At 73.7% G+C, this 12,844-nt stretch carries 15 protein-coding genes; 4 read left to right on the plus strand and 11 right to left on the minus strand.

Annotated elements, in window-relative coordinates:
• Nucleotide 1 precedes the first annotated feature (1 nt).
• Genes RM779_RS03975 through RM779_RS03985 form a run of 3 tightly spaced genes read right to left on the minus strand, consistent with a single transcriptional unit; the run spans nt 2 to nt 3,286 of the window.
• A complete protein-coding gene (locus tag RM779_RS03975; protein WP_311615828.1) occupies nt 2-895 on the minus strand; it encodes an SDR family oxidoreductase in 894 nt (297 codons plus the stop codon).
• On the minus strand, nt 895-1,827 hold the full coding sequence (locus RM779_RS03980) for an alpha/beta fold hydrolase (protein ID WP_311615830.1): 933 nt from the start codon (nt 1,825-1,827) through the stop codon (nt 895-897). The genes RM779_RS03975 and RM779_RS03980 overlap by 1 nt, the downstream gene beginning before the upstream one ends.
• Nucleotides 1,820-3,286, minus strand: a complete 1,467-nt coding sequence (locus RM779_RS03985) for a flavin-containing monooxygenase (RefSeq protein WP_311615832.1) — start codon at nt 3,284-3,286, stop codon at nt 1,820-1,822. Before RM779_RS03985 ends, RM779_RS03980 begins: the two co-directional genes overlap by 8 nt.
• Nucleotides 3,287-3,411: 125 nt before the next feature.
• On the opposite strand from RM779_RS03985, the gene RM779_RS03990 reads away from it, so the two are divergent.
• Complete coding sequence (locus RM779_RS03990; RefSeq protein WP_311615834.1) at nt 3,412-4,251, plus strand: MerR family transcriptional regulator; 840 nt, start codon at nt 3,412-3,414, stop codon at nt 4,249-4,251.
• 30 nt (nt 4,252-4,281) lie between these two features.
• On the opposite strand, the gene RM779_RS03995 is transcribed toward RM779_RS03990, so the two are convergent.
• The gene (locus RM779_RS03995; protein ID WP_311615836.1) at nt 4,282-4,914 is read right to left on the minus strand and encodes a TetR/AcrR family transcriptional regulator; all 633 of its coding nucleotides are present in this window, start codon (nt 4,912-4,914) and stop codon (nt 4,282-4,284) included.
• A 133-nt stretch (nt 4,915-5,047) separates the two neighbouring features.
• On the opposite strand from RM779_RS03995, the gene RM779_RS04000 reads away from it, so the two are divergent.
• Nucleotides 5,048-6,091, plus strand: a complete 1,044-nt coding sequence (locus RM779_RS04000; protein WP_311615838.1) for an ABC transporter permease — start codon at nt 5,048-5,050, stop codon at nt 6,089-6,091.
• Between the two features lie 97 nt (nt 6,092-6,188).
• Here RM779_RS04000 and RM779_RS04005 read toward each other — a convergent pair whose 3' ends face one another.
• Nucleotides 6,189-6,668 carry a GNAT family N-acetyltransferase gene (locus tag RM779_RS04005; protein ID WP_311615840.1) on the minus strand — a complete coding sequence of 160 codons (480 nt, stop codon included), beginning with the start codon at nt 6,666-6,668 and terminating at the stop codon, nt 6,189-6,191.
• A 55-nt stretch (nt 6,669-6,723) separates the two neighbouring features.
• Between RM779_RS04005 and RM779_RS04010 the strand changes: the two genes are divergently transcribed.
• Both RM779_RS04010 and RM779_RS04015 read left to right on the plus strand, forming a co-directional pair.
• Nucleotides 6,724-7,131 (plus strand): GNAT family N-acetyltransferase, encoded by a 408-nt coding sequence (locus RM779_RS04010; RefSeq protein ID WP_311615842.1) that lies wholly within the window; start codon nt 6,724-6,726, stop codon nt 7,129-7,131.
• Nucleotides 7,132-7,176: 45 nt separating this feature from the next.
• Nucleotides 7,177-7,983 (plus strand): exodeoxyribonuclease III, encoded by an 807-nt coding sequence (locus RM779_RS04015; protein WP_311615844.1) that lies wholly within the window; start codon nt 7,177-7,179, stop codon nt 7,981-7,983.
• A 30-nt stretch (nt 7,984-8,013) separates the two neighbouring features.
• Here the strand turns inward: RM779_RS04015 and RM779_RS04020 are convergent, their stop codons facing one another.
• From RM779_RS04020 to RM779_RS04045, 6 genes are all read right to left on the minus strand, one after another.
• Nucleotides 8,014-8,730, minus strand: coding sequence for a hypothetical protein (locus RM779_RS04020; RefSeq protein ID WP_311615846.1), 717 nt, complete (start codon nt 8,728-8,730; stop codon nt 8,014-8,016).
• 202 nt (nt 8,731-8,932) lie between these two features.
• Nucleotides 8,933-10,030: an LLM class flavin-dependent oxidoreductase gene (locus tag RM779_RS04025; RefSeq protein WP_311615848.1), complete on the minus strand. Its 1,098-nt coding sequence runs from the start codon at nt 10,028-10,030 to the stop codon at nt 8,933-8,935.
• A gap of 116 nt (nt 10,031-10,146) precedes the next feature.
• Nucleotides 10,147-10,353: a hypothetical protein gene (locus RM779_RS04030; protein ID WP_311615850.1), complete on the minus strand. Its 207-nt coding sequence runs from the start codon at nt 10,351-10,353 to the stop codon at nt 10,147-10,149.
• Nucleotides 10,354-10,518: 165 nt separating this feature from the next.
• The gene (locus tag RM779_RS04035; protein WP_311615851.1) at nt 10,519-10,746 is read right to left on the minus strand and encodes a DUF397 domain-containing protein; all 228 of its coding nucleotides are present in this window, start codon (nt 10,744-10,746) and stop codon (nt 10,519-10,521) included.
• 154 nt (nt 10,747-10,900) lie between these two features.
• Complete coding sequence (locus tag RM779_RS04040; protein WP_311615853.1) at nt 10,901-11,773, minus strand: helix-turn-helix domain-containing protein; 873 nt, start codon at nt 11,771-11,773, stop codon at nt 10,901-10,903.
• 218 nt (nt 11,774-11,991) lie between these two features.
• Nucleotides 11,992-12,795, minus strand: coding sequence for a GOLPH3/VPS74 family protein (locus RM779_RS04045; RefSeq protein ID WP_311615855.1), 804 nt, complete (start codon nt 12,793-12,795; stop codon nt 11,992-11,994).
• Between the last annotated feature and the right edge of the window lie 49 nt (nt 12,796-12,844).

The following is a 12,844-nucleotide window of genomic DNA, read 5'->3' on the forward strand; positions in this document are numbered from 1 at the left end:
CTCACGCGCCGGGACGCTCCCGTTCGGCCGCGGCGCCGCCCGCGCCGACCAGGCCGCGGCGGGCGACGCGCGCCAGGCGCGGGGCGGCGCGGCGTATCTCGCGCTGTCCGAGGTGCCCGCCGATGACGGCGGGCAGGAAGCCGCGCAGCGGTACCGCGCCGCGCAGCCACGCCTGCCCGTACACGTGCGCGGCGCGGCGCGCGATGCCGGCCGCGAGGCGTTCGACGGCCGGGTCGAGCGGGTAGGTGCGGCCGGCGGGCCAGGGCAGCCGGCCGCGCAGCTCGGCCAGCACCTCGTCCTCGTCCGCGCCGCGCACCAGGTCGGTGTCGGTCCAGCTGAGGTAGCCGACGCCGACCCGCACGCCGGAGGGCGCGACCTCGGCGCGCAGGCTGTGCGCGAACGCCTCGGCGCCGGACTTGGAGGCGCAGTAGGCGGTCATCAGCGGGGCCGGGGCCATGGCGGCGAAGGACGCGATCTGGAGGTAGTAGCCCCTGCTGTCGACGAGGGCGGGCAGGAACGCGCGGCAGGTGACCGCGGAGCCGATCACGTTCACCTCGATGACGCGCCGCCACGCCGTCTCGTCGGAGGCGGCGAACGGGCCGCCGGTCGCGACGCCCGCGTTGGCGACGACGGTGTCGACCCGGCCGAAGCGCCGGATGACCGCGGCGGCGGCCTCGTGCATCGCCGCCGAGTCGGTGACGTCCGCGTGCCAGTGCGCCGCCTCGCCGGGCAGCGCGTCCGCGACGCGCGCGAGTTCCCCGGGTTCGAGGCCGAGGAGGGCGAGGCGCGCGCCCCTGGCGGAGAGTTTCGCGGCGAGCGCGGCGCCGATGCCGCGGGCGGCGCCGGTGACGACCACGACCTGTCCGGTCAGGTCCGCGCGGTGGGTCCTGGCCATCACAGGTGCTCCTTCGTCAGAACGCGCAGCCGTTCGGCGATCACCTCGGTGGCCTCGTAGGGCGTCATGTGCCCGATGCCGTCGAGGCGGTGGAAGCCCGCGGGGCTCGGCAGCCGGGCGGCGAGCCGGTGGGCGTGCACGAGCGGGGTGAGCCGGTCGGCGGTGCCCTGGACGAGCACGACCGGCAGGGTCAGCGCGTCGATCCGGGCGGACAGGTCGAGCCCCGCCAGGACGCGGCCCCATTCGGCGCGCGCCCCGCGGGGGCAGGCGTGCACCATGCGCGTGATCTCGGAACGCTGCGCCGCGGTGGCGGCCCGGCCCATGGTGATGTAGTGCACGAGCCGTTCGGCGAGGGCGTTGACCGGGCCGTAGGGCAGCCGGGTGGTGAGGAAGAGGTGCTGCCCGCGCAGCCGGAGGCGGCCGGGGCGCAACGGGATGACGGTGGACTCGCCCGCCAGCCGGTCGATGCCGGTGCTGCACAGCAGGGCGGCGGCGGCGCGGTCGCGCAGCGCGGGGCGCCCGGCCGCGGCGACGACGGTCATGGCGCCCATGGAGTGCCCGGCGACCACGGCTCTGGTGCCCGGTTCGACGGTGGCCTCCAGCACGGCGCACAGGTCGTCGGCGAGCGAGTCGGCCGAGCAGCTGCCCGGGGTGGCGGGGGTGCGGCCGTGGCCGCGCTGGTCGTAGGCGACGACGCGGTGGTCCGGTGCCAGGAGGCGGATCAGCGGGCGCCAGAAGGTGACGTTGCAGGTCCAGCCGTGCACGAGGACCACGGTGGGGGCGCCGGCGGGGCCGTGGACCTCGGTGTGCAGGCGGGCGCCGCCGGTGGAAACGACGGTGCGTTCGTCGGGTGCGGTCGTCTCCGGGATCTCCGGGGTTTTCGGGGTTTTCGGGGTCTCCGGGATCTTCGGGGTCTCCGGGGCCTCAGGCACGGGTCATCACCTCGTACTCGGCGGTGTCGACGGCCCGGGTGACGCGGCGGAACTCGCCGGTGGTGCCGGGCCAGACGGTCGTGTTGCGGCCGTTCGCGTCGAGGTACCAGCTGGTGCAGCCGCCGGTGTTCCACACCGAACGCGTCAGGCGCCGCTGCACGCGGTCGTTCCAGGCGGCCACGGCCTCGGGGCGCGGCGCGAGGGCGGCGCGTCCGGCGGGGGCGAGGGCGCCGAGCGTGGTCAGGTAGTCGGCCAGGTAGTCGAGTTGGGCCTCGATCATGAGGATCATCGAGCTGTTGCCGAGTCCGGTGTTGGGGCCGATGATCGTCAGGAAGTTGGGGAATCCGGCCGCGGTGGTGCCGCGCAGGGCGGCCATGCCGCCGCGCCACTCCTCGGCGAGGGTGGTGCCGCGGCTGCCCTTGATGCGGTCGGCGATCGGCAGGTCGGTGACGTGGAAGCCGGTGCCGAAGATGATCGTGTCGGCCTCCGCCTCCCGGCCGTCGGCGGCCACCAGCGTGCTGCCGCGGACCTCGCGCAGCCCGGTGTCGATCAGCCGCACGTGGGGCCGGGTGAGCGCGGGGTACCAGTCGTTGGACAGCAGGATGCGTTTGCAGCCGATCCGGTAGTCGGGGGTGAGGCTGCGCCGCAGCCCGGGGTCCTTGACGGCGTGCCGCAGGTGCAGGCGGGCGACGCGTTCGACGGCCCGCATCCGGCCGGGGTGCCTGGCGAACGCGCCGACCTGCAGTTCCCTGATGCCCCATAGGAGTTGGCGGCGGGCGGCGCGGGTGAACGGCAGCGCGGTGTGCAGCCGGCGTTCGAGCCCGGTGATCGGCCGGTCGGCGCGCGGGATGATCCACGGCGGGGTGCGCTGGAAGACGGTGAGGGCGGTGACCTCGCGTTCGATCCGCGGCACGAACTGGACGGCGGATGCCCCGGTGCCGACGACGGCGACGCGGGTGCCGCGCAGCGGGTGGCCGTGGTCCCAGCGGGCCGAGTGGAAGACGCGCCCGGGGAACCGGTCGAGCCCCGGCAGGTCGGGCAGCCTCGGCTCGGACAGCGGCCCGGTGGCCGAGACGATGACGTCGGCGGTGAGGGGGCCGCCGGTGGTCTCGATGACCCAGTGCAGCTCGTCGTTGTCCCAGCGGGCGGACTCCACCTCGGAGTTGAAGCGGATGTGCGGCCGCAGCCGGAAGGCGTCGGTGACCCGTTCCAGGTAGGCGCGTATGTGCTGCTGCCCGGAGAAGCTGCGCGGCCAGCGGGGGTTGGGGGCGAAGGAGAACGAGTAGAGGTGCGAGGGAACGTCGCAGGCGCAGCCGGGGTAGGTGTTGTCCCGCCAGGCGCCGCCCACCGCGTCCGCCCGTTCCAGCACGGCGAAGTCGGTGATGCCCATGCGGCGCAGGCGCACCGCGGCCCCGAGTCCGCCGAATCCGGCGCCGATCACTGCCACCCGTACATGCATGGCGTTCCGCCTCCCTGAGAACGGCCCCGCCGAGGGCAACCACGCCAGTAATCACTGGCACGGTTGGAGGGTAGGGCAGAACTCTACTGATCGGTAGGGGGTGCGCACTCCTTACACTTCCAGGCGTGGCAGGGCAGCAGCAGGACCGACGGGAGCCGGCGGACCGCGGTGGCGGCGGGGACGGCGGGGACGGCGGGGACGGCGGGGACGGCGAAGGGGGCGGCGACGGCGAGGCGCAGCGCGAGTACCGCGCCGCGGAGCTGGCGGCGGCGGCCGGTATCACCGAGCGGACGCTGCGCTTCTACCGCGAGCGCAAGCTGCTGCCGCCACCCCGCCGCGAAGGCCGCATCGCCTGGTACGGCGAGCACCACCTCGCGCGGCTGCGCACCGTCGCCGCGCTGCTGGCCCGCGGGCACACGCTCGGCGGGATCACCCAGCTGATCGACGCGTTCGCCGAGGGCGCGGACGCCGGGCGCACCGCGGAGCTGCTCGGGCTCGCCGAGCCCTCCCCGTGGGCCGAGGAGGAACGGGTCCGGCTCACCCCGCAGGATCTGGCCGCGTACTACGACGGCGAGACCGACCCAAAGCTGCTGGCCATGGCCCTGCGGACCGGCTGGATCGCGGTGGACGGCGACGACGTGGTGCACCTGAGCCGCGACCTGCTGGACGCCTCCTCGGCGCTGGTCGGCGAGGGCATTCCGCTGGCGGCCCTGCTCGCGGCGGGCCGCGAGCTGCGCGAGCACGCGGATGCGCTGGCCGGGGTGTTCACGGAGCTGCTGCGGCGCCACGTGCTGCCCGAGCTGCTCGGCCCCGGGGGGCCGGCGGGGCCGGTCGGCGAGGACGAGGTGAAACGGCTGACGCAGGCGCTGGAACGGCTGCGCCCGCTGGCGAAGCAGGCCGTGTACGCCGAGGTCTCCCTGGCCCTCGACCGCAGGCTCAGGGCGGAGCTGGACCGGCCGCGCTGACGCGCGCGCCGGCCCGGCGCCGGTCCGCCGTCAGCCGGCCTCGGCCGGCACCGCGGAGTCGCGCGGCGGACCCGCGTCCTCGAACGACATCAGCCCGCGCAGGCCGTCCCTGAGCACATCGAAGTCGAGGGCCCCGAAGAGCGCCCGCTGGACGAGGAAGCCCTGGGCGCAGGCGAGGAGCACGCGCACCACGTGCTCCGGCGGCACGTCCCGCCGCATGAGACCGCGGCGCTGGTAGTCCTCCACGATCCTGGTCCACCTGCCGTGCAGCGTCCCGATGGCGTCGCGTAGCACGGCCGCCAGCTCCTCGCTGCGGAACGTCTCCGCCCAGACCTGCACCACCAGCGGCGGCGGGAACAGCAGCAGGGCGTCCACCCGGCGCAGCACGTCGCCGAGGATCTCGGCGGGCCCGGGCAGCCGCTCCGCGGTCAGCGCGTCGTCGAACGCGTCGCCGATCACGGCGAGCACCTCCTTCGCCAGGGCCACGATGATGGCCTCCTTGCTGGGGAAGTACCGGTACACCGCCCCCGCGGACAGGCCGGTCTCCTTGAACACGTCCTGCATGGACGTGCCGTGGAATCCGTTCCGGGCGAAGCACTGTGCGGCGCCCCGAAGGATTTGCCGTCGGCGGGCTTCGAGGTGCTCCGGGGAAACGCGTGCCATGCACCCAGCGTAAAACGAACATTCCTTCTTGACAAGAACGAGCCGGAGGAGCACGGTGGCCGCAAGGAAAAACGAACGCTCATTCTTGCGACGACCTTCTTTCGACCCCTCTCCGACCTGGAGGTACGGCACCGTGTCCGCCCCGCCAACCGATCCCAAGTCCCCACCGGCGTCCGCCCGTTCGGCGCGCGTCGTGCTGATCATCGTCCTGGCGATCCCGGTGTTCGTCGCGTTCGCGCTGTGGGCGTTCTCCTGGCCCGTCGCGAGAATGGCGCCCAACGAGCTGCCGGTCGGCGTGGCCGGGCCCGAGGCCGCCGCCGGTCCCGTCGCCGAGCAGTTGCGCGCGCAGGACGGCTCGTTCGACGTCCATGTGTACGAGGACGAGGCGCAGGCACGGGCCGCCATCGAGGACCGCGAGGTCTACGGCGCGTTCGTGCTGTCGCCAGAAGCGCCGCCGCAGATGCTGACCGCGACCGCGGGCAGCCCCGCGGTCGCCCAGCTGCTGTCGCAGCTGGCGGCCCAGCAGGCGCCCGAGGGCACCGAGGTGGCCGTCGTCGACGTCGTGCCCGGGCCCCCGGGCGATCCACGGGGCGCCGCGTTCAACACCTCGGTGATGCCTCTCGGCCTCGCCGGCATGGCCACCGGCGCCGCGGTCGGCTTCGCCGGGCTGCGCCGCGGCCACGCCCTGGTGGCCCTGGTCGGCGCCGCCGCCCTGGTGGGCGCCGTCGGGGCGCTCATCGGCCACAGCTGGCTCGAGGCGCTGGACGGCTCCTGGCTCGCGGTGGCCTCGGTGCTCGGACTGATGGTGCTGACCGGTGCCTCGCTGGTCGCCGGCTGCGTCTCCCTGCTCGGCCCGCCGGGGGTCGGCGTCGGCGCGCTGTTCCTCGTGCTGCTCGGCACGCCCTGGTCCGGGGCCGCCTCGGCACCGGAGATGCTGCCGGACCCGATCGGCGTGATCGGGCAGCTGCTGCCCACCGGCTCCGGCGTCACCATGCTGCGCTCGGTCTCCGGTTTCGACGGCGCGGCCATCGGCTTCCCGCTGACCGTACTGCTGGTGTGGATCGCGCTCGGTCTCACCGGGGTGCTCCTCGGCAGGCGCCCAGGGCCCGGCGCGCGGCCCGCGCCCGTGCCCGTGCCCGACGACGACCAGCAGGTGCCGGCCGCGGCCCGGAGCTGACCCGCCCGCCGGCCCGCGGGCCCCGCCGCCGGGGCCCGCGGGCGGTCATTCGGGCAACCGTTCTGGCGGTCGTTCTGGCGGCCGTTCTGGCGGTCGTTCAGAGGGCCTTGAAGAAGCAGCGGCTCTCCGGCGAGTCCCGGTAGGCGCCGAACTTCCCCGCCGCGTCGACCGGCACGTAGCCGCTGCTCTCGTACAGCGCGATGGCCTCCGGCTGCATGGTGCCGGTCTCAAGCACCACACGCGTCCGGCCCGCGAGGCGGGCGGACTCCTCAAGGCGCGCCAGGATGAGACGGGCCAGGCCGCGCCCGCGCGCCTCGCGGACCACGAACATCCGCTTGATCTCGGCGTCGCCGTCCGCATACCCGTCGTCCGCGTCCCTGGCCCGCCAGCCGCCGGTGGCGACGGGCCGCCCGATGCGGTCGTAGGCGAGCAGGTACAGGCCGCGCGGCGGGTCGAACATGGCCGGGTCGAGCGGCGTGACATCGCCGTTTCCGTACCGTTCCGTGTACTCGGCCTGCACGAGGTCGTTCAGCTTCATGGCGTCCGGGTGGTCGAAACGCACAGGCAGAAGGTCCATACCGGTCATCCTAAAACTGGCGGCCACACACACTTTCGACCCCTACCCTCGGCGAATGCACACGACGATCACCTGCACCTGGCGCGGCCCGTTCGGCAACGACGAGGTGGAACGGCTGCACGCCGCGGGCTTCGGACACCCGCCCGCCGACCACGACTGGCGCGGGCAGCTGGAACGGCACAGCCTGGGCTGGGTCTGCGCCCGGCGGCCGGCCGGCGGCGCACTGGCCGGCTTCTGCAACGTCGCCTGGGACGGCGGCGGGCACGCGTTCCTGCTCGACGTCGTCGTCGAGCGGGAGCTGCGCCGGGCGGGCATCGCGACCGCCCTGGTCGCCACGGCCACCGAGGAGGCCAGGGCCGCCGGCTGTACCTGGCTGCACGTCGACTTCGAGGAGCACCTGCGCCCGTTCTACCTGGACGCCTGCGGCTTCCGCCCCGCACCCGCGGGCCTCATCGCCCTGTGACCGCACGGGCGCGGGCGCCCGCCCGACCCGGTGTACGGTCGAACGGTGCTGACCGTGACCAGTGTGAACGTCAACGGCCTGCGGGCCGCCGCGCGCAAGGGCTACCTGCCGTGGCTCGCCGGCTCCGCGGCCGACGCCGTGTGCCTCCAGGAGGTGCGCGCCGAGGAGGACCAGCTGCCCGACGAGGTGCGCGCCCCCGCCGGGTGGCACGCCGTGTACGCACCGGCCGCGGCCCGCGGCCGCGCCGGCGTCGCGCTGCTCACCCGGCAGGAGCCCGAGGCGGTCAGGGTCGGCTTCGGCGAGCCGGAGTTCGAGTCGTCCGGCCGGTACCTGGAGGCCGACCTGCCCGGCGTCACGCTGGCCAGCCTCTACCTGCCGTCCGGCCAGGCGGGCACCCCCAAACAGGACGAGAAGGAGCGCTTCATGGCGGCCTTCCTGCCCTACCTCACCGCCCTGCGCCACCGCGCCGCCGCGGCCGGCCGTGAGGTGCTGATCTGCGGCGACTGGAACATCGCCCACCAGGAGGCCGACCTCAGGAACTGGCGCGCCAACCGCACCAGCTCGGGCTTCCTGCCCGAGGAGCGCGCCTGGCTGACCCGGGTCCTCGCGCCCGCGTGCGGCTACGCCGACGTCGTGCGCGGCCTGCACCCGGACCAGGACGGCCCCTACACCTGGTGGTCCTACCGCGGCCGGGCGTTCGACAACGACACGGGCTGGCGCATCGACTACCACATCGCGACACCGGGACTGGCCGCGCGCGCCCTGAAGGCGGAGGTCGAACGGGCGCCCAGCCACCCGGAGCGCTGGTCCGACCACGCGCCGGTCACCGTCACCTACGCGCCCGCCATCTGACGGGCCCCGGCCGCCGGCCGGACCGCGGGCTCAGCCCGTGTGCGCGGCCCGGCCGCGCCGCGGCACGCCGCCGGGCGTGAGGGCGGCACGGGCGGCGAAGTCGAGGGCGGACTCGACCGCCTGCGGTTTGGGCGGCTCGGTCGGCGTGAACGCGCCGAGCAGCGCCCGGACCGCCGCCCCGTCGACCGTCGCTTCCTCGGCCCGGTCGAGGAACGCCACGAGCGCGCCGCTCACCTGCGCGCCGGCCTCCGCCGCCTCCGCCGTCTCCGCCGCCTCCGCCGCCTCCGCCGCCTCCGCGAGGAGCACGACCAGCTCGGCATCGTCCCCGACCCACGCCGCGGACAGCCCGAGCCCGTCGTCCACCAGGTCCTCCGGGTAGGGGGCGCGCGCCCACGCGCCGTCGTGCCACCAGTAGACGTAGCCGAGCGCGCAGTCGTCCTGCTCCGCGCGCAGCTCACGCCACGGCAGCCAGCCGGGCCCGCCGGCCAGGAAGTCAACGGGCACGCGGCGGAGATGGCCGTGGCTGCCGTCGGCGTCCTGGCCGCAGAACACCGCGCGGCCCGCGCCGTGCAGGCTCATCCGCCACCAGTAGCTGCCGCCCTGGCTGTCGCACCGCAGCCGGCCGGCGGCCAGCCGGTAGTCGTCCCCTTCGAGGCCCGCGGTCGCCAGCATGCCCAGCGCCGTCGCCCGCGCCCACAGCCGCCGCGGATGGTCGAGGTCCTTGGGCACGCTCGGCTTGTGCACCATGGTGCTCCCCCGTTCGGTAACGCGTGGCGGCACCCTAGCCCCTCGCCGGTCCCGCGCCAACCGCCCGCCGGCGCCCGGCCGCGGCCCGACTATCGGCTCGCGTACCGCAGTTGAGTCACCATCAGAAAAGAAACAAAAGGGATGTGCAAGATGTTCGGAGGAAATGGCGCGTAGACGCCGCAAATCCGAGCCGCCGCGGTCGCTACGCCGTGGGCAGTCCGTAGGCGTCGGCGATCAGTTCGTAGCTGCGCAACCGCGCCGCGGGGGTGTGGGCATTGGCCGTGATCATGAGTTCGTCCGCGCCGGTGCGCTTCACCAGGGCGTCGAGCCCCTCGCGTACCACCTCCGGCGTCCCGTACACCACGTTGGCGAGCCAGCCGTCGAGGAAGTCCTGCTCCACCTCGCTGAACGGGTACGCCGCCGCCTCCTCGGGCGACGGCACCAGACCGAGCCGCCCGGTCCGCAGCCGGATCATCGACAGCGCGCCCGTCAGCACCTGCCGGTGCGCCTCCTGCCCGTCCTCGGCGGCCAGCGCGGACACCCCGATCAGCGCGTACGGCGCGTCCAGCACCCCGGAGGGCCGGAAGGTCTGCCGGTACAGCTCCAGCGCGGGAACCGTGTGCGCCGCCGAGAAGTGGTGCGCGAACGCGAACGGCAGGCCCAGCCGCCCCGCCAGCTCCGCGCTGAACCCGGAGGAGCCGAGCAGCCACACCGGCGGACGCGCAGGCGACTGCACCCCGCCCGGCAGGGAGCCCTGCACAGGACCCGGCACGGCGTGAATCCTGGAGTACGGGTGCGCGTCGGGGAAGTCGTCGTCGAGGAACCTGACCAGCTCCGCCACCTGCTGCGGGAACTCGTCCGCGCCGTCCGCCCGCCCGCGCCGCAGCGCGGCGGCGGTCGGGCCGTCCGTCCCGGGCGCCCGCCCGAGGCCCAGGTCGATCCGGCCAGGAGCCAGCGCCTCCAGCGTGCCGAACTGCTCCGCGACGACCAGCGGCGGGTGGTTCGGCAGCATCACACCGCCGGACCCCAGCCGGATGCGCTCCGTCCGCGCCGACAGGTGCCCGAGGATCACGGTGGGCGAGGAACTGGCGACGCCCGGCATCGAGTGGTGCTCGGCCACCCAGAACCGGTGAAAACCGCGCCGCTCGGCCTGCCTCGCGAGATCCGCCGTGGCGCGCAGCGCCTGCGTCGCCGTCAGCCCGGCACCGACCGTAGCCAGGTCCAGCACGGACAGCGGCACAGGCGCCCGCCCGCGCCGCTCGCCCCTGATGCTGTCGTTGCCAGATCGTTCATCGGCCACGGCGGTACGCCTCCCTGATCGTGATTGCCCTTCCCCGGGCCAACCAGGAGGGTCACCGGATCATTCCGGCCACGCCGGGGCCGCCGCCCGACGGGGCGGCGGCGGACTACGGCGGACTACGGCAGATAGCGTTCCGCGGCGGCCGGTCCGTGCTCCTCCAGCAGCCGCCTGGCCTCCTCGACCCGCTCGGGAGTCGGCTCCCTGCCGCTGAGACGGACCAGATCCTCCGGGTCCAGCGGCTTCTCCGCCCCCGTGTGCAGCAGGTGGTCGGGCGTAGGGAGATCGTCGGAACGCTGCTCGTCTGACGCGGATGATTCGGACATGTGCGATAGCACCTCCCTGTACCGCCAGCGTAGGTGCTGCACGTCCGGCTCGCACATGCGGCGGGCGCCGGGCTTCGCACCACCGCCACGAGCTGATCACTACCGAACGTTCCTCGTGCCCCGTGACGCGCGCCGGGCCCCGCCCTCAGCGGCCCTCGGCAGCCTTCAGCAGCTTGCGGCGTGCACCACGTCGACGGCGTCGACCGCGTCGACCGCGTCGAGGAACGCCGACCAGGAACCGGCCGGAAAGCCGAGCAGTGGCCCCGCCGGGTCCTTCGAATCGCGCACGGCGAGCACGTCCCGCGCCGGAAACCTCACCTCCAGACACGCCCCATTGCCTCCCGAATAGGAGGACTTGATCCAGGCCCGCGCCACGCCTTGCTCAATTACCATGTCCGCTCCGGAACTTGACGGTCAGTAGTGATGCCGTGACCGTACTAGTCCGGAAATCCCAATGATGCGCCGCTTCACTCGACTGGATGGTCCGCGCCCAACTTCCGCACGGCGCCTGGCCCGTTGCAGGTATATTCCGCGGGCGCCGAAGGCGTCAGGAGACCGCCGCGCGGAACGTCCCGGCCAGCTCCTCGATGAAGCGGCGCGTCGCCTCGGGACTGAGGGCCTGCGCGCGCAGATGCTCGTACATGACGCTGTAGTGCTGGACGTCGTGCGGCTTCTCCAGATAGAGGTCGCTCGTGCCGCCCTCCAGATAGATCACCGTCGAGTCGGACGCCTCGGGGAACTCGAGGATCGCGTACTGCCCGTTCACCCCCGGGTGCGCGCCCGCCGAGAACGGCAGCACCTGGAGCGTCACGTGCGGCAGCGCGGCGCACTCGGCAAGCCGCTGCATCTGCTCCATCATCACGCGCCGCCCGCCGACCTCGCGGCGCAGCACCGCCTCGTCGACGACGGCCCACAGGCGCAGGGGAATCCTGTCCTCCCAGAGCCGCTGCTGCCGCCGCATCCGCACCTGCACCCGGCTCCCGACCTCGCCAGGACCCACCTCGGGCAGGGCGCCCGCTATGAGCGCGGTGGCGTAGTCGGCGGTCTGGAGCAGCCCGGGAATCACCTGGGGCTCGAAGACGCGTAACGAGGACGCGTCCATCTCCAGGCCGATGTAGACGCTGTAGGTCGGCGACAGCTCCGCGAAGGCGTGCCACCAGCCCTGCTGGCGGGACTCGCGGGCCATCTGCATCAGCGACTCGACGAGCCGCTGGTCGTCCACCCCGTAGACACCGCACAGGTCCCGCACGTCGCGCGGGCTGATACTGCGGCGGCCGTTCTCAAGTCTGCTGATCTTGGACTGGGAGACCAGCAGCCGGTCCGCCACCTCTTCCGCGGTCATGGCGCGCTCTTCGCGGAGCCGTCTCAGCTCCTGGCCGAGCCGACGCCGCCGGACCGTCGGATTGACGTTGCCCACCACGGACTGTGCACCTCCGTCGAAATGATCGGCCCGAGGACCGCGTTACCAAGCAGAGTGCCACCAGACGCGGTGCATCCGCTCGGATTTCGCGACAGAGGGTGGCCGATCACAAGCATGGGGTGCGGCAACGGCCCTCGTCTGTGGCCGCCGCCACACCCCGTGCTCGAAATGCGGCTCCCGGTTAGGTCATCAATGCGGTTGTCCGTGCACGTGTGCGCCTAGTGCGAGAGCGAAGGCCGTACCGCGGCTCGTGTCACTCCTCTCCGCCTCGTCTGCTCACCGCTGATCTGCTGCGACGACTGCCCGACCACAGCCATGGCCGCCGCGGGCGCCGAGGCGCGTCCCGTCGTCTTTCGCGCGGTGCCCTGCTGCGGGCGCCGCGCCGCGGCCGCCTGGCCGGCCACGCCGTTCTGCACGTCCATCACGGCGTGTGCCACCAGGCCGCCCATCGGGTCGTGCCTGATCAGATCCCGCAGCCGGGAACGGGACGAGCGCCCCTCGTTGCCCGGATACAGGTGCTTGCCCAGGCCCACGGCGTGGGCGAGCGCCGCCAGGGCCGCGGTCCGCGCGTCCGGTGGCGTGCCGGTGCGGATCGCGGTGTCCAGCCGCGCCCGGATCTGCCTGCTGACCGCGGTTTCCGTCGCCTGGTACCGGGTCGTCGGCAAGACCCCGCACATCTGGTTCTCCACCGCGTGCACCATGCCGCAGCGTTCCAGGTGCGTGAGATACGTTTGGCGTAGCCCGAGTCTGGGCCCGCCGATCCAGTGGACTGCCCGGACCGGACTGCCGCGCCTGCGCAGCAACTCCAGTGCGGAGTCCAACGTGGGATCTCCGGTCGGCCGTGGCAGCACCACGGCTATTCGGTCCCCATCAGGGGCTATCCGTCCCGCCAGGGCCAGCTCGACGAGCTGTGCTCCGGCGAGGCCGAGGTCGAGCGACTGCGGCTGCGCGGTGGTACCCGTGGCCGGGTCCAGAGCGAGCAGCAGCAGCTCCTCCGGAATGGTTCTACGACTCCTGCCCATCCATGCCTCCCCGCGTGGATGAAAGACAGGGTGACGCCTCTCACATTGT

Origin of the sequence: Streptomyces johnsoniae (assembly GCF_031845565.1) — a bacterium.
In the GTDB taxonomy this organism is placed as follows: domain Bacteria; phylum Actinomycetota; class Actinomycetes; order Streptomycetales; family Streptomycetaceae; genus Streptomyces; species Streptomyces johnsoniae.